The organism is Ureibacillus sp. FSL K6-0165 (genome assembly GCF_038004285.1).
GTDB lineage: Bacteria > Bacillota > Bacilli > Bacillales_A > Planococcaceae > Ureibacillus > Ureibacillus thermosphaericus.
The window spans coordinates 584,808-609,906 of sequence record NZ_JBBOQS010000001.1; the positions used below are offsets into that span (position 1 = coordinate 584,808).

Annotated in this window: 21 protein-coding genes, 2 tRNA genes and 1 rRNA gene; 13 read left to right on the forward strand and 11 right to left on the reverse strand. The window is 36.1% G+C overall.

The features are described from left to right. Positions 1–14: 14 nt before the first annotated feature. From NST00_RS02870 to dnaA, 10 genes are all read right to left on the reverse strand, one after another. Positions 15–90, reverse strand: a tRNA-Ala gene (locus NST00_RS02870). Between the two features lie 12 nt (positions 91–102). Then, a tRNA-Ile gene (locus tag NST00_RS02875) sits at positions 103–179 on the reverse strand. A gap of 84 nt (positions 180–263) precedes the next feature. Next, positions 264–1,816, reverse strand: a 16S ribosomal RNA gene (locus NST00_RS02880). A 484-nt stretch (positions 1,817–2,300) separates the two neighbouring features. Next, on the reverse strand, positions 2,301–3,401 hold the full coding sequence (locus tag NST00_RS02885; RefSeq protein ID WP_340709625.1) for an HD-GYP domain-containing protein: 1,101 nt from the start codon (positions 3,399–3,401) through the stop codon (positions 2,301–2,303). Positions 3,402–3,543: 142 nt separating this feature from the next. Then, positions 3,544–6,075, reverse strand: coding sequence for a DNA gyrase subunit A (gene gyrA, locus NST00_RS02890; RefSeq protein ID WP_016839598.1), 2,532 nt, complete (start codon positions 6,073–6,075; stop codon positions 3,544–3,546). 25 nt (positions 6,076–6,100) lie between these two features. Next, the gene (gene gyrB, locus NST00_RS02895) at positions 6,101–8,035 is read right to left on the reverse strand and encodes a DNA topoisomerase (ATP-hydrolyzing) subunit B (protein ID WP_408056489.1); all 1,935 of its coding nucleotides are present in this window, start codon (positions 8,033–8,035) and stop codon (positions 6,101–6,103) included. Between the two features lie 69 nt (positions 8,036–8,104). Then, positions 8,105–9,217 carry a DNA replication/repair protein RecF gene (gene recF / locus NST00_RS02900; RefSeq protein ID WP_016839596.1) on the reverse strand — a complete coding sequence of 371 codons (1,113 nt, stop codon included), beginning with the start codon at positions 9,215–9,217 and terminating at the stop codon, positions 8,105–8,107. Beyond that, the gene (yaaA, locus tag NST00_RS02905; protein WP_016839595.1) at positions 9,214–9,444 is read right to left on the reverse strand and encodes a S4 domain-containing protein YaaA; all 231 of its coding nucleotides are present in this window, start codon (positions 9,442–9,444) and stop codon (positions 9,214–9,216) included. The genes recF and yaaA overlap by 4 nt, the downstream gene beginning before the upstream one ends. A 371-nt stretch (positions 9,445–9,815) precedes the next feature. Further along, a complete protein-coding gene (gene dnaN, locus NST00_RS02910; RefSeq protein ID WP_016839594.1) occupies positions 9,816–10,952 on the reverse strand; it encodes a DNA polymerase III subunit beta in 1,137 nt (378 codons plus the stop codon). Between the two features lie 168 nt (positions 10,953–11,120). After that, positions 11,121–12,464: a chromosomal replication initiator protein DnaA gene (gene dnaA, locus NST00_RS02915; protein WP_016839593.1), complete on the reverse strand. Its 1,344-nt coding sequence runs from the start codon at positions 12,462–12,464 to the stop codon at positions 11,121–11,123. 532 nt (positions 12,465–12,996) lie between these two features. On the opposite strand from dnaA, the gene rpmH reads away from it, so the two are divergent. The 11 genes from rpmH to NST00_RS02970 all read left to right on the forward strand — a co-directional run bounded on the left by rpmH (position 12,997) and on the right by NST00_RS02970 (position 23,335). Further along, the gene (rpmH, locus tag NST00_RS02920) at positions 12,997–13,131 is read left to right on the forward strand and encodes a 50S ribosomal protein L34 (protein ID WP_016839592.1); all 135 of its coding nucleotides are present in this window, start codon (positions 12,997–12,999) and stop codon (positions 13,129–13,131) included. Positions 13,132–13,199: 68 nt separating this feature from the next. Beyond that, positions 13,200–13,553, forward strand: a complete 354-nt coding sequence (gene rnpA / locus NST00_RS02925) for a ribonuclease P protein component (protein ID WP_096552378.1) — start codon at positions 13,200–13,202, stop codon at positions 13,551–13,553. Between the two features lie 139 nt (positions 13,554–13,692). After that, positions 13,693–14,469, forward strand: a complete 777-nt coding sequence (gene yidC / locus NST00_RS02930) for a membrane protein insertase YidC (RefSeq protein ID WP_016839590.1) — start codon at positions 13,693–13,695, stop codon at positions 14,467–14,469. Further along, the gene (gene jag, locus NST00_RS02935; protein ID WP_340709626.1) at positions 14,466–15,218 is read left to right on the forward strand and encodes an RNA-binding cell elongation regulator Jag/EloR; all 753 of its coding nucleotides are present in this window, start codon (positions 14,466–14,468) and stop codon (positions 15,216–15,218) included. The genes yidC and jag overlap by 4 nt, the downstream gene beginning before the upstream one ends. A gap of 183 nt (positions 15,219–15,401) precedes the next feature. After that, on the forward strand, positions 15,402–16,787 hold the full coding sequence (gene mnmE / locus NST00_RS02940; protein ID WP_016838928.1) for a tRNA uridine-5-carboxymethylaminomethyl(34) synthesis GTPase MnmE: 1,386 nt from the start codon (positions 15,402–15,404) through the stop codon (positions 16,785–16,787). A 35-nt stretch (positions 16,788–16,822) separates the two neighbouring features. Further along, positions 16,823–18,718, forward strand: coding sequence for a tRNA uridine-5-carboxymethylaminomethyl(34) synthesis enzyme MnmG (gene mnmG, locus NST00_RS02945; protein WP_016838927.1), 1,896 nt, complete (start codon positions 16,823–16,825; stop codon positions 18,716–18,718). Between the two features lie 85 nt (positions 18,719–18,803). Continuing rightward, entirely contained in the window at positions 18,804–19,520 is a 717-nt protein-coding gene (gene rsmG, locus NST00_RS02950) for a 16S rRNA (guanine(527)-N(7))-methyltransferase RsmG (protein WP_016838926.1), read from the forward strand. A 332-nt stretch (positions 19,521–19,852) separates the two neighbouring features. Further along, positions 19,853–20,740, forward strand: coding sequence for a nucleoid occlusion protein (gene noc / locus NST00_RS02955; protein ID WP_340709627.1), 888 nt, complete (start codon positions 19,853–19,855; stop codon positions 20,738–20,740). A 200-nt stretch (positions 20,741–20,940) separates the two neighbouring features. Continuing rightward, positions 20,941–21,702, forward strand: a complete 762-nt coding sequence (locus NST00_RS02960; protein ID WP_016838924.1) for a ParA family protein — start codon at positions 20,941–20,943, stop codon at positions 21,700–21,702. Beyond that, positions 21,695–22,570, forward strand: a complete 876-nt coding sequence (locus tag NST00_RS02965) for a ParB/RepB/Spo0J family partition protein (protein WP_016838923.1) — start codon at positions 21,695–21,697, stop codon at positions 22,568–22,570. The genes NST00_RS02960 and NST00_RS02965 overlap by 8 nt, the downstream gene beginning before the upstream one ends. Before the next feature lie 57 nt (positions 22,571–22,627). Next, entirely contained in the window at positions 22,628–23,335 is a 708-nt protein-coding gene (locus NST00_RS02970; protein ID WP_016838922.1) for a DUF554 domain-containing protein, read from the forward strand. Here the strand turns inward: NST00_RS02970 and yyaC are convergent. Beyond that, a complete protein-coding gene (gene yyaC, locus NST00_RS02975) occupies positions 23,252–23,881 on the reverse strand; it encodes a spore protease YyaC (RefSeq protein WP_016838921.1) in 630 nt (209 codons plus the stop codon). The two genes, NST00_RS02970 and yyaC, sit on opposite strands and share 84 nt — an antisense overlap. Before the next feature lie 99 nt (positions 23,882–23,980). Here yyaC and NST00_RS02980 point away from each other — a divergent pair, with 99 nt between their 5' ends. Both NST00_RS02980 and NST00_RS02985 read left to right on the forward strand, forming a co-directional pair. Continuing rightward, positions 23,981–24,901, forward strand: a complete 921-nt coding sequence (locus NST00_RS02980) for a mechanosensitive ion channel family protein (RefSeq protein ID WP_016838920.1) — start codon at positions 23,981–23,983, stop codon at positions 24,899–24,901. Then, the gene (locus NST00_RS02985; RefSeq protein WP_016838919.1) at positions 24,901–25,098 is read left to right on the forward strand and encodes a DUF951 domain-containing protein; all 198 of its coding nucleotides are present in this window, start codon (positions 24,901–24,903) and stop codon (positions 25,096–25,098) included. Before NST00_RS02980 ends, NST00_RS02985 begins: the two co-directional genes overlap by 1 nt. Position 25,099: the final 1 nt, after the last annotated feature.

Sequence of the window (25,099 nt, forward strand, 5' to 3'; positions counted from 1 at the left end):
AAATTAGTGAAATATGGTGGAGCATAGCGGGATCGAACCGCTGACCTCCTGCGTGCAAGGCAGGCGCTCTCCCAGCTGAGCTAATGCCCCGTTATGAAATTATGGTGGGCCTAAATGGACTTGAACCATCGACCTCACGCTTATCAGGCGTGCGCTCTAACCAGCTGAGCTATAGGCCCATCCTACTAATATTAAGTAAGGTTTATTATAATAAACCTTCAAAACTGAACACAAAACGCTAACGCTTCCGTAAATATCCTTAGAAAGGAGGTGATCCAGCCGCACCTTCCGATACGGCTACCTTGTTACGACTTCACCCCAATCATCTGTCCCACCTTCGGCGGCTGGCTCCCGAAAGGGTTACCTCACCGACTTCGGGTGTTACAGACTCTCGTGGTGTGACGGGCGGTGTGTACAAGGCCCGGGAACGTATTCACCGCGGCATGCTGATCCGCGATTACTAGCGATTCCGGCTTCATGCAGGCGAGTTGCAGCCTGCAATCCGAACTGAGAACGGTTTTTTCGGATTGGCTCCGTCTCGCGACTTCGCGACCGTTTGTACCGTCCATTGTAGCACGTGTGTAGCCCAGGTCATAAGGGGCATGATGATTTGACGTCATCCCCACCTTCCTCCGTATTTGTACGGCAGTCTCCTTAGAGTGCCCAACTGAATGATGGCAACTAAGGACAAGGGTTGCGCTCGTTGCGGGACTTAACCCAACATCTCACGACACGAGCTGACGACAACCATGCACCACCTGTCACCGCTGTCCCCGAAGGGAAGGCTATGTCTCCATAGCGGTCAGCGGGATGTCAAGACCTGGTAAGGTTCTTCGCGTTGCTTCGAATTAAACCACATGCTCCACCGCTTGTGCGGGCCCCCGTCAATTCCTTTGAGTTTCAGTCTTGCGACCGTACTCCCCAGGCGGAGTGCTTAATGCGTTAGCTGCAGCACTAAGGGGTGGAAACCCCCTAACACTTAGCACTCATCGTTTACGGCGTGGACTACCAGGGTATCTAATCCTGTTTGCTCCCCACGCTTTCGCGCCTCAGCGTCAGTTACAGGCCAGGAAGCCGCCTTCGCCACTGGTGTTCCTCCATATCTCTACGCATTTCACCGCTACACATGGAATTCCGCTTCCCTCTCCTGCACTCAAGTCTCCCAGTTTCCAATGACCCTCCCCGGTTAAGCCGGGGGCTTTCACATCAGACTTAAGAGACCGCCTGCGCGCGCTTTACGCCCAATAATTCCGGACAACGCTTGCCACCTACGTATTACCGCGGCTGCTGGCACGTAGTTAGCCGTGGCTTTCTAGTAAGGTACCGTCAAGGTGCAGCCAGTTACTACTGCACTTGTTCTTCCCTTACAACAGAGCTTTACGATCCGAAGACCTTCTTCGCTCACGCGGCGTTGCTCCATCAGGCTTTCGCCCATTGTGGAAGATTCCCTACTGCTGCCTCCCGTAGGAGTCTGGGCCGTGTCTCAGTCCCAGTGTGGCCGATCACCCTCTCAGGTCGGCTACGCATCGTCGCCTTGGTAGGCCGTTACCCCACCAACAAGCTAATGCGCCGCGGGCCCATCCTATAGTGATAGCAGAACCATCTTTCAACATCAAAGCATGCACTTTGATGTGTTATCCGGTATTAGCACGCGTTTCCGCGAGTTATCCCAGTCTATAGGGCAGGTTACCCACGTGTTACTCACCCGTCCGCCGCTAACCTCATGAAAGCTAGGCTTTCAATTGGTTCGCTCGACTTGCATGTATTAGGCACGCCGCCAGCGTTCGTCCTGAGCCAGGATCAAACTCTCCATAAAAGAAAATTTGATTTGCTCAAAAATTTAATGTCCGAATCTAGTTTGTTAACGAGGGTTAACAACTAGATAATTTATTGCATTAACGTTTTGTTGTTCAGTTTTCAAGGTTCATTTTCTATCGCCTCGCAGCGACTCATTTATAATAACAAGTTCTAAATCAGATGTCAATATTAAACTTCAAATTTTTTTATTAAAATTTATATTTTTTATTTAAAGAGTATTCGCATCTTTTTAACAAACTCTAATATCAGCCACCTTGAGCACCAAAAATTCAATAGATTCAATAAATAGTTACAAGATGACCTTCTGACATCATAAGATTAGAAAAGAGGCTTTCAGGTAATAGTATAAAGATACATAGCACATATACAAAATGTTTTAACACTGAATGATTTTATTATAGAAAGATAAAAAATTCAACAGCATAATGATTATTTTTCTAAGTTAACTATCCATCGACTTAATAAAAATTTAGCATTTCTATCTATTCATTTGTTATGACTCTTGAAATTGTTAATGATCTTTGTTTTGATAGATCAATGATTTCTCCATTTTTTAATAATTTTATTAAAGGGCGTGTTGGATTATATTGGTTGATAAACATTACTTCTGCTTTCTCTAAATTTGACAATTCTACTTTTGTTCCGATTGGTAAATCAGCTACTAGATTCGTCATTGCATTAACCACTTGAATATCAAATTTACCAAATTCCTCTTCTTTAATCATTTCAATTACTTTAAAAGGAGACTCTTTTGAACGATACAAACGTTCACTAGTCATTGCATGGAATGTGTCAGCAACTGCAATAATTTGTGCTAATTGAGATACTTTTTCATGATTAACTCCTAATGGATATCCACTTCCATCTAAACGTTCATGATGTTGGAATATTGCAATTTTCATCTCAGCCTTCAATGCTGGTAATTCTTTTACCATGTTATAGCTGTAAATTGGATGTTTCCGAATCTCATTAAATTCAGCTTCAGTTAATGCCGCTTTTTTATTTCGAATGCTTTTTGGAATTTTTGACATCCCACAATCTGCTAATGTCCCTGCTATCGCCATCTGCAATGTATTTCCTTTGTCAAATCCTAATTTGTTAGCAATTGAAGCTGCTATTAATCCTGTAGCGATACAATGGTGGTATAGATATTCATTCGGGTTAGAATAGCTGTTTAAATCAAAAATATATGACCGATCTTGCAAAACTTGTTCTACTAAAGGAAAAATCGTTCCTCTTACTTTTGTCATATCAATTTTTGCTCCAGCTTCCCAATTGCTAAAGTCTTTTTTAAATTGCTCCAATGTTTCTAAATACTTTTTTTCAAAGGGATTAATTTGTTTTACTTGCTCCGTAATGACGATAACTTCTTCGACCTCTCCTGTTTTACTTGGAACAGACTTTTTCACGCTATTAATGAGAATAGGCACTTCATGGATATTAAAAGCTTTAAAGACATGTAAATGCTTATGGGAAATAGGTGAATTTTTAGTTATAATTGGAAATCTAGTATTAGCATAGATGTCTTTTGCGATAATTGCACCTAACTCCAAGTTATTTACATTCACCATTGTAAATTTCACACTGAAAACCCCTTTTTGTTTTTTTCAAAAAGAATTCTCTATGTAAAATTATACAATAATTTAGTCAATATTTTAGTACTTTTCTAAAAAGAAAAAACAGAAACATTACTTTAAGCAATGTTTCTGTTTTTCGAAATTAAGATTATTCATCTAAATCTTTGTTTTCTACTTCATTTGAAGTTTCTTTTTCTTCATCTTTAACTTCGTTTTCTACTTCTGTAGTTGAATCATGATCATCAGAATTATCTTCTTTTTTCACTCTTGCTACCGTCGCAACGTGCTCATCTTCTGCTAATCGAATTAAGCGAACGCCTTGAGTATTTCGTCCAATGCAAGAAATATCATTTACATCCATGCGAATTAAAATACCATTATTCGTGATTAACATGATATCCTCTGTACCATCTACCGTTTTCACCGCACACATTGGACCGTTTTTCTCGGTGATATGAATCGTTTTTATTCCAACTCCACCGCGATTTTGTAAACGGTATTCTGACTCAGAAGTTCGTTTTCCATAACCTTTCTCTGTCACGACTAAAATATCTTGACCAGGTTCTACAATTTCCATACCAACTACCCAGTCACCGTCGCGAAGTTTTATACCGCGCACACCAGCTGCTGTGCGGCCCATTTCACGAATATCCTGTTCCTCAAAGCGAATTAACATGCCATTTCTTGTACCGATTACGACATGTTTAGAACCATCTGTTAATCGAACAGAAATCAATTCATCGTCTTCATGTAAATGAATAGCAATTAAGCCGTTATTTCGGATATTGGCAAATTGTGATAAAGATGTACGTTTCGCAATCCCCATTTTTGTTGTAAAGACGAAGAAGGCATTTTCGTCATACTCTTTTACTCGAATCATCGCTGTTACTTTCTCTTCTTTATCAAGGTTTAATAAGTTTACAATCGGTAAACCTTTTGCCGTGCGACCAAATTCAGGGATTTCATAACCTTTTGCTCTGTATACTTTTCCTTTAGAAGTAAAGAATAAAATGACATCGTGAGTAGATGTAAACAATAAATGTTCAACGAAATCATCTTCATGAGTATTCATTCCTTGAACTCCACGGCCACCACGTTTTTGACTGCGATACGTGCTGGATGCAAGTCTTTTTATATAACCTCTATGAGTTAGTGTAACAACAGAATCTTCCCTTGGGATTAAATCTTCATCTTCAATCATCTCAGGGCCACCAGGAGCTATTTCAGTCCGGCGTTCATCATTATATTTTTCTTTTATTTCTAGCAATTCTCTTTTAATAATATCTACTATCTTTGCCTCATCCGCTAAAATCGCTCTTAACTCGCCAATTAATTTTTGTAATTCTTGGTATTCATTTTCAATTTTTTCTCTTTCAAGTCCGCTTAAGCGAACAAGACGCATATCTAGTATCGCTTGTGCTTGTTTGTCGGTTAAGTTGAAACGTTCCATTAATATTGGTTTTGCTTCTTCACCAGTGCGGGAAGAACGAATGATATTGATGATTTCATCGATATGATCTAGAGCAATGCGCAAACCTTCTAAAATATGAGCTCGATCTTCCGCTTTTCGAAGTTCAAATTGTGTGCGGCGTGTAATAACTTCTTTTTGATGTTGTAAATATTGATAAAGTACTTCTTTTAAGCTTAATACTTTCGGTTGTCCATTTACTAGCGCAAGCATATTCACGCTAAAATTCATTTGCATTGCTGTCTGTTTATATAAATTATTTAGCACAACATTTGCATTAGCGTCTTTTCTGACTTCAATGACAATCCGCATTCCACGGCGGTCAGATTCATCACGAAGATTCGAAATTCCTTCAATTTTTTTGTCTCGAACCAGCTCAGCAATTTTTTCAATTAATTTCGCTTTGTTCACTTGGTAAGGGATTTCTGTGACGATGATTGTTTCTTTACCAGTTGAGCTCGTTTCAATTTCTACTTTTGCACGGACAACAATTGTACCGCGACCTGTTTCATAAGCTCTACGAATTCCACTTCGTCCCAAAATAATACCACCTGTTGGGAAATCAGGTCCCGGAATAATTTCCATCAATTCTTCTGTCGTAATTTCGGGATTTTCAGCTACAGCAACAACAGCATCGATTGTTTCTCCTAATTGATGAGGCGGTATATTCGTAGCCATTCCAACTGCAATTCCCGATGCACCATTTACAAGTAAATTTGGGAAACGAGACGGTAATACTTTAGGTTCCTTTTCTGTTCCATCATAGTTTGGATCGTAATCAATCGTATCTTTATTGATATCTCGCAACATCTCCATAGCAATTTTAGACATGCGAGATTCTGTATAACGCATTGCAGCTGCGCCGTCTCCATCAACGGAACCAAAGTTACCGTGACCATCAACTAATACGTAACGATAACTAAAATCTTGAGCCATACGCACCATTGCATCATAGATGGAAGAGTCACCGTGTGGGTGGTATTTCCCCATGACGTCACCAACGATACGAGCGCTCTTTTTATACGGTTTATCTGAATGATTCCCCAGTTCATGCATGCCATATAAAATACGGCGTTGAACTGGTTTTAAACCATCTCGTACGTCTGGTAACGCGCGAGAAACAATTACGCTCATTGCATAACTTAAAAAAGATGATTGAACTTCTTCACTAATCTTTACTTGTTTGATTTCAGAATGTATATTCTCAGCCAAAGATAATAACCTCCCTTCATAAAAATTAAATGTCTAAGTTTTCAACATAGACGGCATTTTCTTCAATAAATTGTCTACGAGGCTCAACCTCATCGCCCATTAACTGTCTAAAAATTTGGTCTGCTTTAATAGCATCATCCAATTGAATTTGAAGCAACGTACGTCTTTCAGGATCCATCGTAGTTTCCCATAACTGATCTGCATTCATTTCTCCTAAACCTTTATATCGTTGAATTGTAGGTTTTGGATTGTCTGGAAGGCGATTTAATATTTCTTGAAGTTCTTCGTCTGAATAACAATATTCAACATGTTTTCCTTGTTTCACTTGATATAGAGGTGGTTGAGCAGCATATACATATCCTGCTTCAATAAGCGGACGCATGAAGCGGAAGAAGAACGTTAGCAATAAAATACGAATATGCGCTCCATCGACATCGGCATCGGTCATGATAATGATTTTATGATATCGTGCTTTTTCTAAATCAAACTCATCACCAATACCCGTACCAAATGCAGTAATCATCGCACGAATTTCTGCATTGGATAAAATGCGGTTTAAATTGGCTTTTTCAACGTTTAAAATTTTTCCGCGCAAAGGAAGAATCGCTTGGAAATATCGATCTCGGCCAGATTTCGCAGATCCGCCTGCTGAATCCCCCTCGACGATGAAAATTTCTGATTCTGCTGGGTTTGTTGAAGTACAGTCTGCAAGTTTACCCGGTAAGTTTGAAATTTCCAACGCTGATTTTCTTCTCGTGAATTCACGTGCCTTTTTAGCTGCAATTCGAGCTCGAGCAGCCATAATTCCCTTTTCAACAATTTTTCTAGCTACCGATGGATTTTCTAATAAGTAACGTTCAAAAGTTTCCGAGAAGATTTGATTTGTAATTGTGCTTACTTCAGAATTTCCTAATTTTGTTTTTGTCTGACCCTCAAATTGAGGATTAGGGTGTTTAACAGATATAATCGCAGTTAATCCTTCTCGGACATCTTCTCCTGTTAAGTTTGCATCATTATCTTTTAACAAGCCGTTTTTTCGTGCATATTCATTTATGACACGAGTCAAGGCTGTTTTAAATCCTGATTCGTGGGTACCACCTTCATATGTGTTGATATTATTAGCAAATGAATATATATCAGTTGAATATCCCGAATTATATTGCAGTGCAATTTCTAATGAAATTCCATCTTTTTCACCCGCAATATCAATCGTTTCATGAATCGGTTCCTTGGATTCATTTAAATGTTCAACATATTCTCTAATTCCGCCTTCATAATGATAAAAATCAGAACGGACCTCATCTCCACGCTCATCCGTTAAAGTAAGGATGATGCCTCGATTTAGATACGCCAATTCACGAATGCGGGTTGCTAGCGTTTCATAATCATACACAGTAGTTTCTCGGAAAATTTCTGGATCCGCTTTAAAGCGAGTAGTTGTTCCAGTTTCGTCAGTATCCCCAATAATTTTTAACGGCTCTACAGTTTTTCCACGGGAAAACTTAATGTAATAAATATGACCATCACGTTTCACATAAACTTCTGTTTCTAAAGACAACGCGTTTACAACAGAAGCTCCAACACCATGTAAACCACCTGAAACTTTATATCCTCCGCTACCAAACTTTCCGCCGGCATGGAGCACAGTCATAATGACTTCAACTGCAGGTATACCCATTTTTTCATGTGTGCTTACTGGTATTCCGCGACCATTATCTTCTACTCGAATCCAATTATCTTTTTCAATCGTTACATGAATTTTATTACAATAGCCAGCTAACGCTTCATCAATACTATTGTCTACAATTTCCCATACTAAATGGTGCAAACCTTTTGAAGTTGTTGTTCCAATATACATTCCTGGACGTTTGCGGACAGCTTCTAATCCTTCTAAAACTTGTATTTGGTCAGCATCATAGTTTCCCTGAACTTTACTTTCCTCTAAAGCCACCACGTTCACCTACTCTTTCATACCCTTGTATGCATTATTTGAAATTCTTATTTTAAAATGCGAAAAAATAAACGCTAATCAAATCTCCACTTTCCCTTGTTTCACGTGAAACAATTTCGCATGTTGTATCGTCTCGTGGTGAATTCCATCAACACTCGTAGTTGTTACAAATGTCTGTACCTCTTCTTGAATCGTATTCAGCAAATGCGATTGACGGAAATCATCCAATTCAGACAACACATCATCTAATAGAAGAATAGGGGCTTCTCCCGTTTCTTGTTTTATTAATTCAATTTCTGCTAACTTCAATGAAAGGGCTGTTGTCCTTTGTTGTCCTTGCGAACCATATGTTTGAACATCGTAATCGTTTACGAAAAATTGCAAGTCATCACGATGAGGTCCAATTAAAGTAAGGCCCCTTTCCATTTCTTTCTCTTTCACTTGAGTAAATTTTTCTGCTAAGTATGTAGCCATTTCATTAGCAGTCCAATCTTTTTCAATCCCTTTTGTTGTGAGATATTTAATCTTTAACTTTTCAATTCCTTGGGATATGCCGGAATGGATTTTTTCTGCCCATTCTTGTAATAAATCAACAAATTCAAATCGTTTACGAATAATTTGTACTGCGGATTGAATATATTGTTCAGTGTAAATGTCAAACAGTACTTCATCGATTTTCGGTTTCCCCTGATAATTTTTCAACAACTGATTTCGTTGTTTTAAAAGCTTTTGAAAATTCAATAATTCATGTAAATAAACGGGAGAGATTTGCCCAATTTCCATATCAATAAAACGTCTGCGCACTTGAGGATTTCCTTTCACTATGTTTAAGTCCTCTGGCGCAAACATCACAACGTTAATTTGCCCTATATAATTACTCAGTTTCAATTGTTCAATATGGTTAACTTTCCCTTTTTTACCTTTCTTAGTAACTAACAATTCTAAGGGGATTTTACCGTATCGGTTTTTGATTTCACCTTTTATTTTACCATAGTCTGTTTCCCAACGTATTAATTCTTTATCATTACTCGTTCTATGGGACTTAGCCATCGCTAAAACATAAATAGATTCTAATATATTTGTTTTTCCTTGAGCATTTTCTCCAATCAAGACATTAATTTGTGGAGAAAATTCTAAGTTGAGAGATTCATAATTACGGTAATTGGTAAGTTGTAAACGCTCAATAATCATTCCTTTTCTCCGTTCTTGTTTACAATTACATATCTTCCAATACCAGGTATATTAACAACGTCACCATTCCTTAATTTTTTGCCTCGGCGTTTCTCTATTTCGCCGTTCACATAAACATCCGTTTCTTCTAGAAACCATTTTGCCATACCACCAGAACTAATAGCATTCGTAACTTTCAGTACTTGTCCTAGGGTGATGAATTCAGTATCAATTACTATTTCATTCAAACAAATTCAGCCTCCGTTTAGCGAACATCTATCATTTAATCTTACCTTAATTATCGCTAATAAGCTAGAAAAGCAATAGAAGCCTAACATAATTTTTGACGAAAAACATATAATTCAAACCCTTTTTAGCATTTTCTAGCGTCTTTATAATTTGATTAAAAAACGAATGTTATTAAAAATTCAACACGAAATTATTCACATTTTTTATCATAAAAAAAAATAAAAAACATATCATTTTCTCAAGAATCTATAAACCTAGTGCCCCCTTTTCTAAATTAGTTAGTCCAGTTTTTATAATGGAATCCATCTTTTTAAGCAAAAAAGTGTAGACAAGCCTACATTTCGACTTAATCTACACTTTTTCAATCTATTTAGTATGTTCTTACAGGTAAAATCAATTGAAGGATGGAATCATCATGCACTGATCGTAAGATAAATGGACGCATTGCACCAGTAAATTGAATAATTACATCTTGTCCATCGATTGCTTTTAACGCTTCCATCATGTATTTTGCACTGAAGGAAATAACCAATTCCTCTCCTTCAATCGATTCAACTGGAATTTGTTCCTCTACTTTTCCGATTTCTGGGGAATTGGACGATATTTTCACAGCGTCATCTTCTAATGTTTCAAATCGTACAACATTATTTCGGTCTTCTCTAGCAACTAATGATGCACGATCAATTGCTTGTAAAAATGTTTTTCCATCCAGCTTAATGTTTGTTTTAAACTCATTTGGAATTAAGCGAGATGTATCCGGATAGTTCCCTTCTAGCAAACGTGAGAAAAATAAAACATGATCTGTTTTGAATAAAATTTGTTGATTGGACATCGTTATTTCAACAGGATTGCTTGTTTCACCCAAAATTTTATTTAGTTCGTTCAGGCTTTTTCCAGGAATAACAATGGATTCAATGCCATTTGGTAGATTTTCTAATTTTACTTTTCTTCTTGCTAATCGGTGGCTATCAGTTGCAACGCAAATTAGTTCATCATTTTCTATATTCCAGTTAACCCCTGTTAGTACAGGTCTGCTTTCACTAGCAGCAACAGCAAACACCGTTTCGCGAATAACCGATTTTAATAAATCAGCAGGGATTTCAAATCGATTTTCAGTAGAGATTTCTGGCAATAACGGATATTCAGATGCGTCTGAACCGATTAAATGGAATTCTGTTTTACCAGAACGAATATGAGTTTGTAATTCATTTTTCACTTCAATTTCAACATCATTTGTAGGCAGTTTTCTTACAATTTCATTAAACATTCGAGCTTGTAAAACGATGGACCCTGTTTCAACAATATTAATAATTTGATTGCCATCTTCTTCAGCAGGAATGAACGTTTGAATTGTTATATCCGCATCAGATCCTGTAAGTAATACTCCATTATCTGTTACGTCAATTTTGATCCCTGTTAAGATTGGGATTGTTGTTTTCGAACTAATCGCTTTTGTTACATCATTTAGTCCATCCAACAACCGATCTCTCATTATTTCAAATTTCATCGTCATACCTCACTTATTAAATTATTATTTTTTTTAATAATTAATAGAAATAGTATTAGAGGTTGTGGATTTGTGGATAAGTATAGTTTTATCTATAAAAAACAACATATCCACATGTTGATACTTTGTGTATATCCCTGTTAAAGAAAAAGTAAGTTATCCACAATCTTATTTTCCAAGCAAGCTTCGAATTTGTTTCATTTCTTCCTGTAATTGTTGGTCTTCCTTCAACATTTTTTCAATCTTTTCATGGGCATGAATTACCGTTGTATGGTCTCTCCCACCAAATTCTTCCCCGATTTTTGGCAAAGAAAAATCCGTAAGTTCTCTCGATAAATACATCGCTACTTGCCGAGGAAAGGCTATAGATTTTGTTCGCTTTTTTGAACTGAAGTCTTCCAATCGAATGTTGTAATGTTCTCCTACTACTTTTTGAATATCTTGGATTGTCACGGATTTCGGTTTCGAATTAGGCATAATATCTTTTAAAGCTTCTTGTGCTAGTTCTACAGTAATGTCTTGATTCACTAATGATGAATACGCGACAACGCGAATTAGCGCTCCCTCTAATTCACGAATGTTTGTGTCAATTTGATTAGCAATATAGTGCATTACTTCATTAGGTATATCTAGTCCATCAGCTTTTGCTTTTTTACGTAAAATAGCGATTCGCGTTTCTAAATCAGGTGGGGTAATATCTGTAATTAACCCCCATTCAAATCGAGATCGTAATCGATCTTCTAATGTTGGAATTTCTTTTGGCGGACGGTCACTTGAAATAACAATTTGCTTTGATTCAGTGTGTAAAGTATTAAAAGTGTGGAAAAATTCTTCTTGCGTTGATTCTTTTCCAGCTAAAAATTGAATATCATCAATTAACAAAACGTCCACGTTACGATATTTATTTCTGAATTCTTCCGCCTTATTATCTCGGATAGAATTAATAAATTCATTCGTGAATTTTTCAGAAGACAAGTAAACTACTTTTGCATTTGGATTATGTTCAAGTACGTAGTGTCCAATTGCATGCATTAAATGGGTTTTCCCTAATCCTACTCCCCCATAAATAAAGAAAGGGTTATAAGCTTTTGCCGGTGCTTCCGCAACTGCGAGGGAAGCAGCATGAGCAAAACGGTTTCCCGAGCCAATAACAAACGTATCAAAAGTGTATTTTGGATTAAGCATGCTATGAGGGCCTTCAGAAGGCTCAGCTGTTTTTGTTTGAATAACCGGCGCCGGAATATCAAAATCTTCGTTGTCCTGGTCCTTTTGTACAACAAATTTAATATACAAATCTTCTCCAGTTAATTCAGATAAGATTCCTGCAATTAGATGTACATAGTGGTTTTCCAGCCATTCTCGCGCAAACGAGTTTGGCGCAGCAATGGTTACGTTTGTTCCTTTGTATGAGAGCAATTTTGTAGACTTTAACCACGTCTCAAAGCTTGGTTTTGAAATTTGTTGTTCTACTCGGGCCAGGACTTTGTTCCATAACTCATCTAAATGTTCCAAGCCTGTGACTCCTTTACTTCATATTTTAATTTGAATAATTCCATTCAAAAACAATTCTCCAATTTTATTAAAACACAAAATCACAACCTGTGGATAACTTTTTTCCATAGGTTGTGGTTTATTTTATCCACAAGTTATTAACAACTGTGGATAAAATATTTCCCGAAATTGTTTTCCACAAATTAAAGCACAATTATCCTATCAAAAAAACATCGTTGTTTCAATAGCTTGATAAACTTATCCACAATGTTCATTTTCATTCACAATATGTTTTTCCACAGGGGTTGGGTTTGTGAAAAAGATGTCGATAACAGTTGTGGATAAAAAAATTACAAAAAATATTATCCACAATATTTGTGAATATCTACAATTTCACTGTGGATATTTTTTAAAAAATTTTGAATAATAAGAGCAGCATTCCTAAACTTGTAATCGAATAGTCATTTGACAATAAGAAGGGTCTTTTTATATAATATTCAGGTCTATATGTATGATTAGATACTGAATAATCACTTTGGAGGTGTAAATATAGATGAAACGCACATATCAACCATCAAAAAGAAAACACAGCAAAGTACACGGATTCCGCAAACGTATGAGCACAAAAAATGGACGTAAAGTATTAGCTGCACGTCGTCGTAAAGGAAGAAAAGTGTTATCAGCATAAGTCCACTGAATTTTCAGTGGTCTTTTTTTTCTCGTTGCAATTTAAGGAAAAAGCGGGTGATTGATCGAGTGAGGAAGCGCCAAAGAATTAAAAAAAATAAAGAATTTCAACAGGTGTTTAATGAAGGAAAATCTTACGCTAATCGCCAGTTTGTCGTTTATTGTTTGCCTAAAGAGGGACAAAAGGAATTTCGAATTGGGCTATCCATAGGGAAAAAAATAGGAAATGCTGTGATTAGGAACCAAGTGAAACGTTATATCCGACAAGTATTTTTTGAAATAAAAGAAGAGCTTAGACAAGATATGGATTATGTTATTATCGCCAGAGTATCGGCGGCCAACTTAAATTATCATGAAACGAAAAAAAGTTTAGAGCATGTGCTGAAAATTGCAAAAGTTATTAAACGAAAAAAGAACTCTTGATTGTTTAATGTAAGCGTCATCAATTTTAAAAAATAAAAGTAAATTGAAATTAAACTCGAGGTAGAGTATCTATATCAAAACATGGTAAAATAGCTAAAAAATGAATTCGAAGAACTGTAGAACTTTAGGAGGAGCAGAGTTGAAAAAAAAATTTTGGATTATACTGACCTTAGCTTCAGCAGTTATTCTTCTTAGCGGATGTACTGAATATAATCAACCGATTTCTGCTGAAAGTGAAGGGTTTTGGAATCAATTTATTGTTTGGCCAATCGTTTCCATTACAAAATTCTTTGCTGATTTATTAGGATCGTATGGATTAGGCATAATCGCGGTAACAATTATCATAAGATTGGCAATACTTCCACTAACAATTAAACAAGTACAAAGCTCAAAGAAAATGCAAGAAATACAGCCAAAAATAAAGGAACTTCAACAAAAATATAGTTCTAAAGATGCAGTAACACAGCAAAAATATCAACAAGAATTAATGGCTTTAATGCAATCTACTGGTGTTAACCCGATGATGGGATGTTTACCTGCTTTAATTCAAATGCCAATTATCATTGGACTATATCATGCGATTAGCCGCATGAATGTTACGCCAGAATTTGAGCTTGGAACATTTCTAATCTTCCCATTGGCGGAACCTAGTATAATTCTTGCAATTGCAGCTGGTTTAATTCAATATATTGTATTAATGACAGGCCCAGCGATGGACAACCCTCAAATGAAAATGATGATGTATATTATGCCTCTTATGATCATAGGATTTGGGATGGTTTTACCGGCAGCCTTATCATTATATTGGGTAGTCGGAAATATTATTTCGGTAATCCAAAATCTATTTATATATAAGAAACCTTGGCAAAAGAATGAAACTGAAAAACCTGCGACAACTGGAGGAGCGAAAAAGTGAAGCAAATTACGCAAACAGGCGCAACGAAGGAAGAAGCAATTGCTTTAGCGTTACAAAAGCTTGGCGTATCACGCAAACAAGTGGAAATTGAAGTTCTGCAAGAAGCAAAAAAAGGTTTTTTAGGATTTGGTGCTCGCCCTGCGGAAGTTCGAGTAACGATTATTGAAGAAGTAACAGAAGAAAAGGAAAAAGGGCAAGAAAAGTTAGCAGAAGATGGGACACCTGAAGAGGTAAAGGCAAGTATAGAACCACAATCAGAACAATCAAACGATGAAGAAGTTCAAGAAGAAGAACAAACAGATCCAATTGAAAGTGCTGTACAATACTTAACAAACATTGCAAAAGCGATGGATATTCATGACTTAAAAATTGAAACGGAAAAAGAAGGAAAAACGATTCTTTTCAAATTAGAGAGCGAAAAAGCAGCATTGATTATTGGAAAACGTGGTGCAAATTTAAATGCGTTGCAACAATTAACTCAACTAGTTGTAAATAAAACTGCAAAATCGTATGTCACAGTTAGGCTGGATGTTGAAAATTATCGTGAGCGTCGCCAACTAGCGTTGGAACAATTGGCAGAGAGAATGGCAGATAAAGCGATACGGACAGGAAAAAAAGTTGCATTGGAACCAATGCCATCATATGAAAGAAAAATTATTCATAATGCATTAGCAAATCGATTGGATGTTGAAACATATTCAGAAGGTGTAGAACCTAATCGTCATTTAGTAATTGAACCGGTTAAGTAAAATGAAAACGATCTATCGAAAAGATAGATCGTTTTTTTATTAGCATTTTGAGATGAATTCAGAAATATCCACATGTGGAAAAGTTCCTATACTTTCGATTTGTAATAATTTGTGATAATCTATTTTGTTAGTGAGAATGTTCGGTAAGTTATCCACATGTGGATAATAAAAGGAGTGAAATGAATGGAAACAGATACAATTGCTGCGATATCCACACCGATGGGAGAAGGAGCAATCGCCATCGTTCGTTTAAGTGGAGATCATGCAATACAAGTAGCGGATAAAATATTTAAATCACCAAATAATAAAAAATTACAAGACCAACCAACTCATACAATTCATTACGGCCATTTAATTGATCCTAAAACCGAAAAGATAGTGGAAGAGGTAATGGTGTCGGTGATGAAGGCACCAAAAACATTTACTCGTGAGGATGTAGTGGAAATCAACTGTCACGGGGGACTAGTATCTGTAAATCGAGTATTAAATCTTGTTTTAAGAAATGGTGCACGGCTTGCAGAACCAGGTGAATTTACAAAACGTGCTTTCTTAAATGGGCGAATTGATTTATCTCAAGCGGAAGCGGTAATGGATTTAATTCGGGCGAAAACGGATCGAGCTATGAATGTTGCCCTAAATCAAATGGACGGGAAATTGTCTAAGTTAATTAAAGACTTGCGTCAAGCTTTAATTGAAACTTTAGCTCATGTGGAAGTAAATATTGATTATCCAGAATATGATGACGTTGAAGAAATGACGGTTCCAGTCTTATTAGAAAAATGTACTTGGGTTCGTGAGGAAATAAAAAAATTGCTTCAAACATCGAGCCAAGGGAAAATTTTGCGTGAAGGTTTATCAACGGTGATATTAGGAAGACCAAATGTCGGGAAATCATCGTTATTAAATAGTTTAGTGCAAGAAAATAAAGCAATTGTTACAGACATAGCAGGTACAACACGTGATATTATAGAAGAGTATGTCAACATTCGGGGTGTTCCTTTACGTTTAGTGGACACAGCAGGTATTCGGGAAACGGAAGATATCGTTGAACGGATAGGGGTAGAAAGATCTCGCCAAGTATTAAAAGAGGCTGATTTAATATTGCTCGTGTTAAATGCAGCAGAACCATTATCAGAAGAAGATGTAAGATTATTTGAAACGATACAAAACATGAATTTTATTGTAGTTGTCAATAAAACGGATTTACCGCAACAAATCGATTTAGAAAAAGTGAAGTCTCTAGCAAATGGTAGACGGATTGTGACCACTTCTTTATTAAAAGAAGAAGGTGTTGATGCATTAGAAGAGGCAATTGCAGATTTATTCTTTGAGGGCCAAATTGAATCAGATGATTTAACATATGTTTCGAATGCCCGCCATATTTCCGTATTGCAACAAGCTTTAGAAGCGATTGAAGAAGCGATTGAATCTGCAAAAGCTGGAGTGCCAGTAGATATTGTTCAGATCGATGTAACTAGAACATGGGAATTACTAGGCGAAATCATAGGTGATACGGTACATGAGAGTCTCATTGATCAGTTATTCTCACAATTCTGTTTAGGAAAATAAATGAAACTTACTATAGAAGGGAAGATTTTTTCGGCATGACAAATTATGAAGCAGGAATGTATGATGTCATTGTAGTCGGTGCAGGTCATGCTGGCGTTGAAGCAGCACATGCCGCTGCAAAAATGGGGGCAAAAACCCTCATGTTGACAATTAGTTTGGAAAATATTGCATTTATGCCATGTAATCCATCCATTGGAGGTCCTGCAAAGGGGATTGTTGTTCGTGAAATTGATGCACTTGGGGGATTAATGGCAAAAGTTATTGATAAAACCCACATTCAAATGAGGATGTTAAATACAGGGAAAGGCCCAGCTGTTCGTGCATTACGTGCACAAGCTGATAAAGTGTTATATCAACGGGAAATGAAACGAATTTTGGAGCAACAAGAAAATCTCCATATTCAGCAAGCGTTGGTAGAAGAATTAATAATTGAAGATGGAGAAGTAAAAGGTGTCATCACAAAAACCGGTGGAGTTTTCCGCGGAAAAGCAGTAATTTTAACAACTGGAACGTATTTGCGCGGTGAAATTATCATTGGTGATATCAAATATTCGAGCGGCCCTAACAACTCACAGCCGTCCATTACATTAGCGGACCAACTAAAAGATTTAGGTTTTGAAATTGTTCGTTTTAAAACTGGAACACCTCCTCGGTTGAATGGAAAAACTGTTGATTACAGCAAAATGGAAATTCAACCAGGGGATGATGTACCTCGAGCATTCAGTTATGAAACGACAGAATTTATTATGGATCAAATTCCTTGCTGGTTAACTTATACTTCCTTAGAAACCCATGAAATTATCAATGGAAATTTAGATAAGGCTCCAATGTTTACAGGATTAATTACAGGTCCTGGCCCAAGATATTGTCCTTCCATTGAGACAAAGGTTGTTCGTTTCAATGATAAACCTCGCCATCAAATATTTATTGAACCAGAAGGACGAGAAACGGATGAGGTGTACGTGCAAGGGTTATCAACGAGCATGCCAGAAGATATTCAGCTAAAAATGATTGCTTCAATCCCTGGCTTAGAAAATGCTCAAATGATGCGACCTGGTTATGCAATTGAGTATGATGCCATTGTTCCGACTCAATTATGGCCAACCCTTGAAACAAAACGTATTAGAAATCTATACACTGCTGGACAAATCAATGGCACAAGCGGGTATGAAGAAGCGGCAGCACAAGGAATCATGGCAGGAATCAATGCGGCTGCTAAAATTTTTGGAAAAGAAGAACTCATATTAAAACGTTCTGAAGCATATATTGGCGTCTTAATTGATGATTTAGTAACGAAGGGAACTAATGAACCTTATCGTCTACTTACATCCCGTGCCGAATATCGCCTACTACTTCGCCATGATAACGCAGATTTACGTTTGACAGATATCGGATATAAAGTAGGTTTAATTTCAGAAGAACGTTATAATAAATTCTTGAAAAAGAAAGAACAAGTTGAAAATGAAATAGCGAGACTTCGCGAAGTAATCATTAAACCAAACGAAAAAACGCAAGAAGTAGTTCGTTCAGTTGGTGGAGCAGAACTTAAAGATGGGATACGTGCAATCGACTTACTGAAACGACCTGAAATGCGTTATGACTTAGTTGCATCCTTAACACCACCAGAAGAAAACTTAAGTGAAGAAGTAAAAGAACAAGTGGAAATTCAAGTTAAATATGAAGGTTACATTCAAAAAGCATTGCAACAAGTAGAGCGACTTCATAAGTTAGAAAGCAAAAAGATACCAGAAAATATCGATTATGATGATGTACCAAACCTAGCTTCCGAAGCACGTGAAAAGTTAAAAGAAGTACGTCCATTAACAATTGCTCAAGCTTCGCGAATTTCCGGGGTAAACCCTGCGGATATATCAATCTTGCTTGTATACATTGAACAAGGAAAAATTGCGAAAATCAGTAGCAATTCTTAAAAAAAGGAGCGTTCGAGCAACATTGATCTCGAACGCTTATTTCTTATATCAAACTATATATAAACTCTATGTAAAGGAGTAGAAAATGAACGAACAACTTTTTATTCAAAGCTTAAAAGATAAAGGGATTGAACTGAACGAGACGCAAATAGAACAATTTCGGAAATATTTTGAAATTCTCGTTGAATGGAATGAAAAAATGAATTTAACAGCCATTACCGATTTAGAAGGCGTATATTTAAAACATTTTTACGATTCAATCAGTGCAGCCTTTTACTTTGATTTTTCAAAAGTTGAAACTCTTTGTGATGTTGGCGCAGGTGCAGGGTTTCCAAGCATTCCGTTAAAAATTTGTTTTCCACACTTAAAAATTACAATTGTTGATTCGTTAAATAAACGTATTACATTTTTAAATCATTTAAGTGAACAATTAAATTTGACCCACTGCCATTTTGTTCACTCAAGAGCAGAAGACTTTGGTCAAAATTCAGCATATCGTGAACAATTTGATGTCGTTATGGCAAGGGCTGTTGCACGATTAAATGTGTTAGCGGAACTTTGCATTCCTTTAGTTAAAATAGAGGGTAATTTTATTGCATTAAAAGCCGCAGCTGCCCATGAAGAATATAAAGAAGCAAAAAAGGCCATTCAGGTTTTAGGTGGAGCTTTAAAAGAACAATTTGATTACCATTTGCCTATAGAAAATAGTGAACGAACAATTTTTGTCATTGAGAAAACAAAAAAGACGTCCAAAAAATATCCTAGAAAACCTGGGGTACCAAATAAAACACCAATTAAATAATCAATATGCGCTCAATCAAATTTGAGCGCATTATTCTTTACTATTTGCAAAACAATTCCGTTGTTACAACTTTTTCATGTATAATAAAAAATTGTAACAATCCATTTATTAAGATTATCAGTATACAATTCATTCAAAATGAAATCACTTCTATCTAAAAACAGTCAGGAGTTCCACGTGAAACTCAAATAGAAATATGCTTTTGATAATAGAATTATATTATAATTATGACAATTTCATAGATTTTACTTCTATAAGACTCTGTACATTTCATATAGAATATTAAATAATAAAATATAGTGCAGATAGTTTCCAAAAGGTGGTGCCATTGAATGAAAAGTCCTTTTTCACGATTTTTTGGGGGCGGGGAAAAACTTGTTTCTGAAAAAAAAAGTGAAATAGAAACGGAAGAAAAAGAGAGAAAACACTCAGAAGAAGTGATAAAAATTCCAATTGATCAAATCGTACCGAACCGATATCAGCCACGCACAATTTTCGATGAAGAAAAAATTGAAGAATTATCTAGAACGATTCATACTCATGGTGTCATACAACCGATTGTTGTTCGTCGTTTAGAAGATAACCGTTATGAAATTATTGCAGGGGAAAGACGTTATCGGGCGATTAAAAAATTAAATTGGACGGAAGTACCTGCAATTGTACGGAATTTAAATGATAAAGAGACAGCTTCAATTGCGTTAATAGAGAACTTGCAGCGTGAAGAGTTGACAGCCATCGAAGAAGCATTAGCTTACCAACAACTAATTGAGCTGCATCATTTAACACAAGAAGCACTCGCTCAGCGCCTTGGAAAAGGTCAGTCCACCGTTGCTAATAAATTAAGATTGTTAAAACTTCCAAAATATGTGCAAGATGCAATTTTAAAACGTGAAATTACTGAGCGTCATGCACGAGCATTAATCAGTTTAAAAGACGAAGAATTACAAATAAAATTAGTCGAATTGATAAAAGAAAATGACTGGAACGTCCGTCAGCTTGAAGAATATATTCAACAACTAACAAAACCTGTTGAAACGGAAGAAGAGAAAAAAACAAAACCAAAACGCAAGGCTATTAGTAAAGATATTCGCATCGCTTTAAATACAATTAAGCAATCCTTATCAATGGTATCAAAAAGCGGAATTAATATAAAAACGGAAGAAGAAGATACGGAAGATTACTATCAAATCACAGTAAAAATACCAAAGAAAAAGTCTTAAATTGTTTCATGTGAAACTAGTGGTCGTCTCTGCCACGTACAGAGACGACCGCTTTTTCTATATTATTTTTTCAAGAAATTTGGTTTATGGAATACAACTATATTATAAATTTGATAGAATGAAAGAAGTAAATATAAATTCTATTTGACTAAAAAATTACGCTTTTAACTATTCGAAAAGATGAAAGCAGGTGCACAAAATTGGGAAGAATTTTAGCAATCGCCAACCAAAAGGGCGGTGTCGGAAAAACTACTACATCTGTAAATTTGAGCGCTTGCCTTGCTTATTTAGGAAAAAAAGTATTGCTAATTGACATCGATCCCCAAGGAAATGCCACTAGTGGAGTTGGCATAAATAAAGGAGAAACATCTAGCTGTATTTACGACGTGATTATTGATGATGAAGATGTAAAAAACGTTATTCAACAAACAAAAGTAGAAAATTTGTATGTCATACCAGCTACTATTTCATTAGCAGGTGCTGAAATTGAATTAGTTTCTACAATCTCACGGGAAGTGCGTTTAAAGCATGCATTGGAAGAGGTTAAAGATGATTATGACTTCATCATTATTGACTGCCCACCATCATTAGGACTGTTAACGATCAATGCTTTAACTGCATCGGATGCAGTCATTATTCCTGTTCAATGTGAATATTACGCGTTAGAGGGGCTTAGTCAGCTATTATCAACAGTGAGATTGGTACAAAAACATTTAAATCCAACTTTATCAATTGATGGTGTACTTTTAACGATGTTAGATGCTCGTACAAATCTGGGGATTCAAGTGATTGAGGAAGTAAAAAAATATTTTCAAGATAAAGTCTACAAAACAATTATTCCTCGAAATGTACGTTTAAGTGAAGCACCCAGCTTTGGAGAACCAATTATCATCTATGATCCGAAATCACGAGGCGCTGAAGTGTATTTAGAGTTAGCAAGGGAAGTGGTGAAAAATGGCTAGAGGTTTAGGGAAAGGGATTGGTGCTCTATTTCCTACAGAAACATTAGAGTCCATTCAAGAAACTATTCAGAATGAAGAACATGTAGAAAAAATTCCGTTGCAAAAACTTGTCGCAAATCCTTTTCAACCACGGAAGAAGTTTGATGATGAAACAATTGAAGAATTAGCTCAATCCATTCGAGAACATGGTATTATTCAACCAATCGTTGTCAGAAAGAAAGGAAAAAAATACGAAATAGTAGTGGGAGAACGTCGTTATCGCGCGGCTAAATTGGCGAAGTTAGAGGAAATTCCGGCAATAATTAAAGAAATGACAGAAGAACAAATGATGGAACTTGCTATCCTAGAAAATTTACAAAGAGAAGATTTAACTCCAATTGAAGAAGCTGAAGCATATCAAAATTTAATTGAAAAATTAAATTTCACTCAAGATGATTTAGCAAAACGATTGGGGAAAAGCCGTCCGCATATCACGAATATGATTCGATTACTTCAATTACCAGAAGAAGTTCGGCAAATGGTAAATGATGGAGCCCTTTCAATGGGTCATGGAAGAGCATTACTTGGATTAAAAAATAAAAGAAAAATAATAGAAGTAGCAAAAAAAGTAGTGAATCAATCATTAAATGTACGTCAATTAGAAGCATTAATTAAACAACTAAACGAAAATGTTTCACGTGAAACGAAAAAGTCAACAAATAAGGATATTTTTGTTCAAGCAACTGAATCACAATTAAGGGAATTCTTTGGTACAAATGTTCAAATAAAGAAAACAAAAAATAAAGGGAAAATTGAAATTGAATTTTATTCTGAAGATGATTTGGAGCGTATATTAGAAATATTAAATTTAGAACATGATGAGGTATAAAAAGGGCGCCAATTAAGGCGCTCTATTTTTGAAAACAAAGAAAGAGGATAACAACTTATGGTATTATTCGGAACAATTATCAATGCATTATTGATTATCATCGGTTCAATCATTGGACGCTTCTTGAAGAATTTACCAGAAAAAATGAAAAATACCGTACTTTCAATTATTGGACTTGCAGTTGCATTGTTAGGTATTCAAATGGGATTAAAAACGAATAATTTTGTTATTTTGATTGTTAGCTTAGTAGTTGGGGCGATTATAGGTGAGTGGATTGATTTAGATTCATTATTTAATCGTTTTGGAAAATGGGTCGAATCAAAAATAAAAAGCAAAGATTCAAATAGTAATATTGCTGAAGGTTTTATTACAGCGTCCCTTATTTTTGTTATTGGTTCAATGGGAATTATCGGTGCGTTAGACAGCGGGTTAAGAAATGATCATGCTGTTCTTATTACAAAAGGAATTATAGACGGCTTTACCTCCATTATTTTGACATCTACGTTAGGTATAGGTGTATTATTATCAGCATTTCCCGTATTGATTTATCAAGGTATGATTGCTATATTTTCAGGACTGATTAGCAAATATATACCTGAAGAAGCAATGAATCTCTTTATCCAAGAAATGACAGCAACTGGCGGCGTTATGATATTAGCAATTGGTTTAAATATTGCAGGATTAACTAAAATTCGTGTAGCCAATTTGCTGCCAGGAATTGTTGTTGTGCTTGGAATAATTGTAATCATGTTTCCTTTTCAATAAATGACGTTGATATGCAAGCAAAAGTGCACGGGCAATTTTATTGCTCATTGAATAAGTTACATGAAGTCGAGTGTTTTGCAAAACAAGCATTTCCATAAATCCTCCTACATTGACAACTCCTTTGATGGAAATATCGCCGATGGGTGGCAGCTCTTTATTCACTGCTTTTCCAGGCAGTAAAGGTCCGTTTTGAACAATAATTTGACCAATACTTTTTTCTCTTCCAAGACATGCATCAATAGCTACAACGAAAGGGAAATTGGACATTTGTTGTAATTCTTCAACAGTAAGTGCTAAATTGATAGCATGAAGAGGATCTTCTAGCGTTCCAATGATTCGAAAAGGAAACTGATAGTTGGATAATAAACTTCCGGTTAAAGGACCTAAAGCATCTCCCGTAGAACGGTCTGTACCGATGCAACAAAAAACAAGATTGTTATGTTCAAAGGGAATATATTGTAAAAATAATTCGCTTAAACGCCATATTGCACCTGTTTCTTCATGATGAACGGACATTTTAAATGGTTCTTGAGAAATATTTTGCATGTGATTCCCACTTTCTTTTATGATTTTAGAATAGAATGTCTATAATTATTTTTTAGAATTATATCCATTTCTTTACTTTTCTATACTAGAGGTGGAAAAATGGCGATTCATGTTGTGGAAAAAGAAACGAAAGAGATTATCAATATATCGGAGAAGATATGGGAGTATTTTTCAAGTGAGGATCTTTGGAATTTTATTGTTGGAGCTTCCATTAAAATCATTGCAATTTTCTTACTTTCTTATCTTATTGTATTTATTGGGAAGCGAATTATTGCTCGTATCTTTAAACTAAGAATGCAATCTCCGTTAAAATATTCAGAAAGAAGGCAACAAACACTATTAAAATTGTCGCAAAGTGTATTATCATACGTCGTATACTTTTCGGCGATTATTGGAGCACTTTCTTCCTTAAATATTAATGTTGCAGGGTTACTTGCTGGAGCAGGTATTGCAGGCCTTGCAATTGGATTTGGTGCACAAAATTTAGTGAAAGACGTCATTACGGGTTTTTTCATCATTTTCGAAGATCAGTTTGGTGTTGGAGATTATGTTCGAATTAATACATCAAGTGCAGCAGAAGGTACAGTAACTGAAATAGGATTAAGAACGACCAAAATTGTTGGGACAACTGGAGAAGTATATATTGTTCCGAATGGGCAAATTACCGAAGTAGTAAACTTTTCACTAAATAACTCAAAAGCAGTCATAGATATGCAAGTTGGAATTGAAGCGGATATTGAAAAAATTGAAAATGTAATGACGGAATATTTAAAAACATTGCCGAAACAATATGAGGAGCTTGTCGATGTACCTAAGTTTGTCGGAGTTCAAAATGTTACTGGTACTGAAATAACAATTCGAATTGTTGCAGAAACAAAACCTCAACAGCATTATGGAATTGCAAGAATCATTCGAAGGGATGTCAAAAAGATTTTAGAGAAAAATGGTATACCAATGGCTTATCCAAAAATGATGATATATGATTCTAGTAAAGCAATGTCTAGGGGAGATGAGAATTGATGGAGACAAAAACATTTAAATTGAATGACATTGTGGAAATGAAAAAGCAACATCCATGTGGTACGAATGCTTGGAAAATTATTCGAATGGGCGCTGATATTCGAATTAAGTGTCAAGGATGTGGACATAGTGTCATGCTACCTCGCAGGGAATTTACGAAAAAAATGAAAAAAGTTATACAAGAAGCGGAAGAATAAA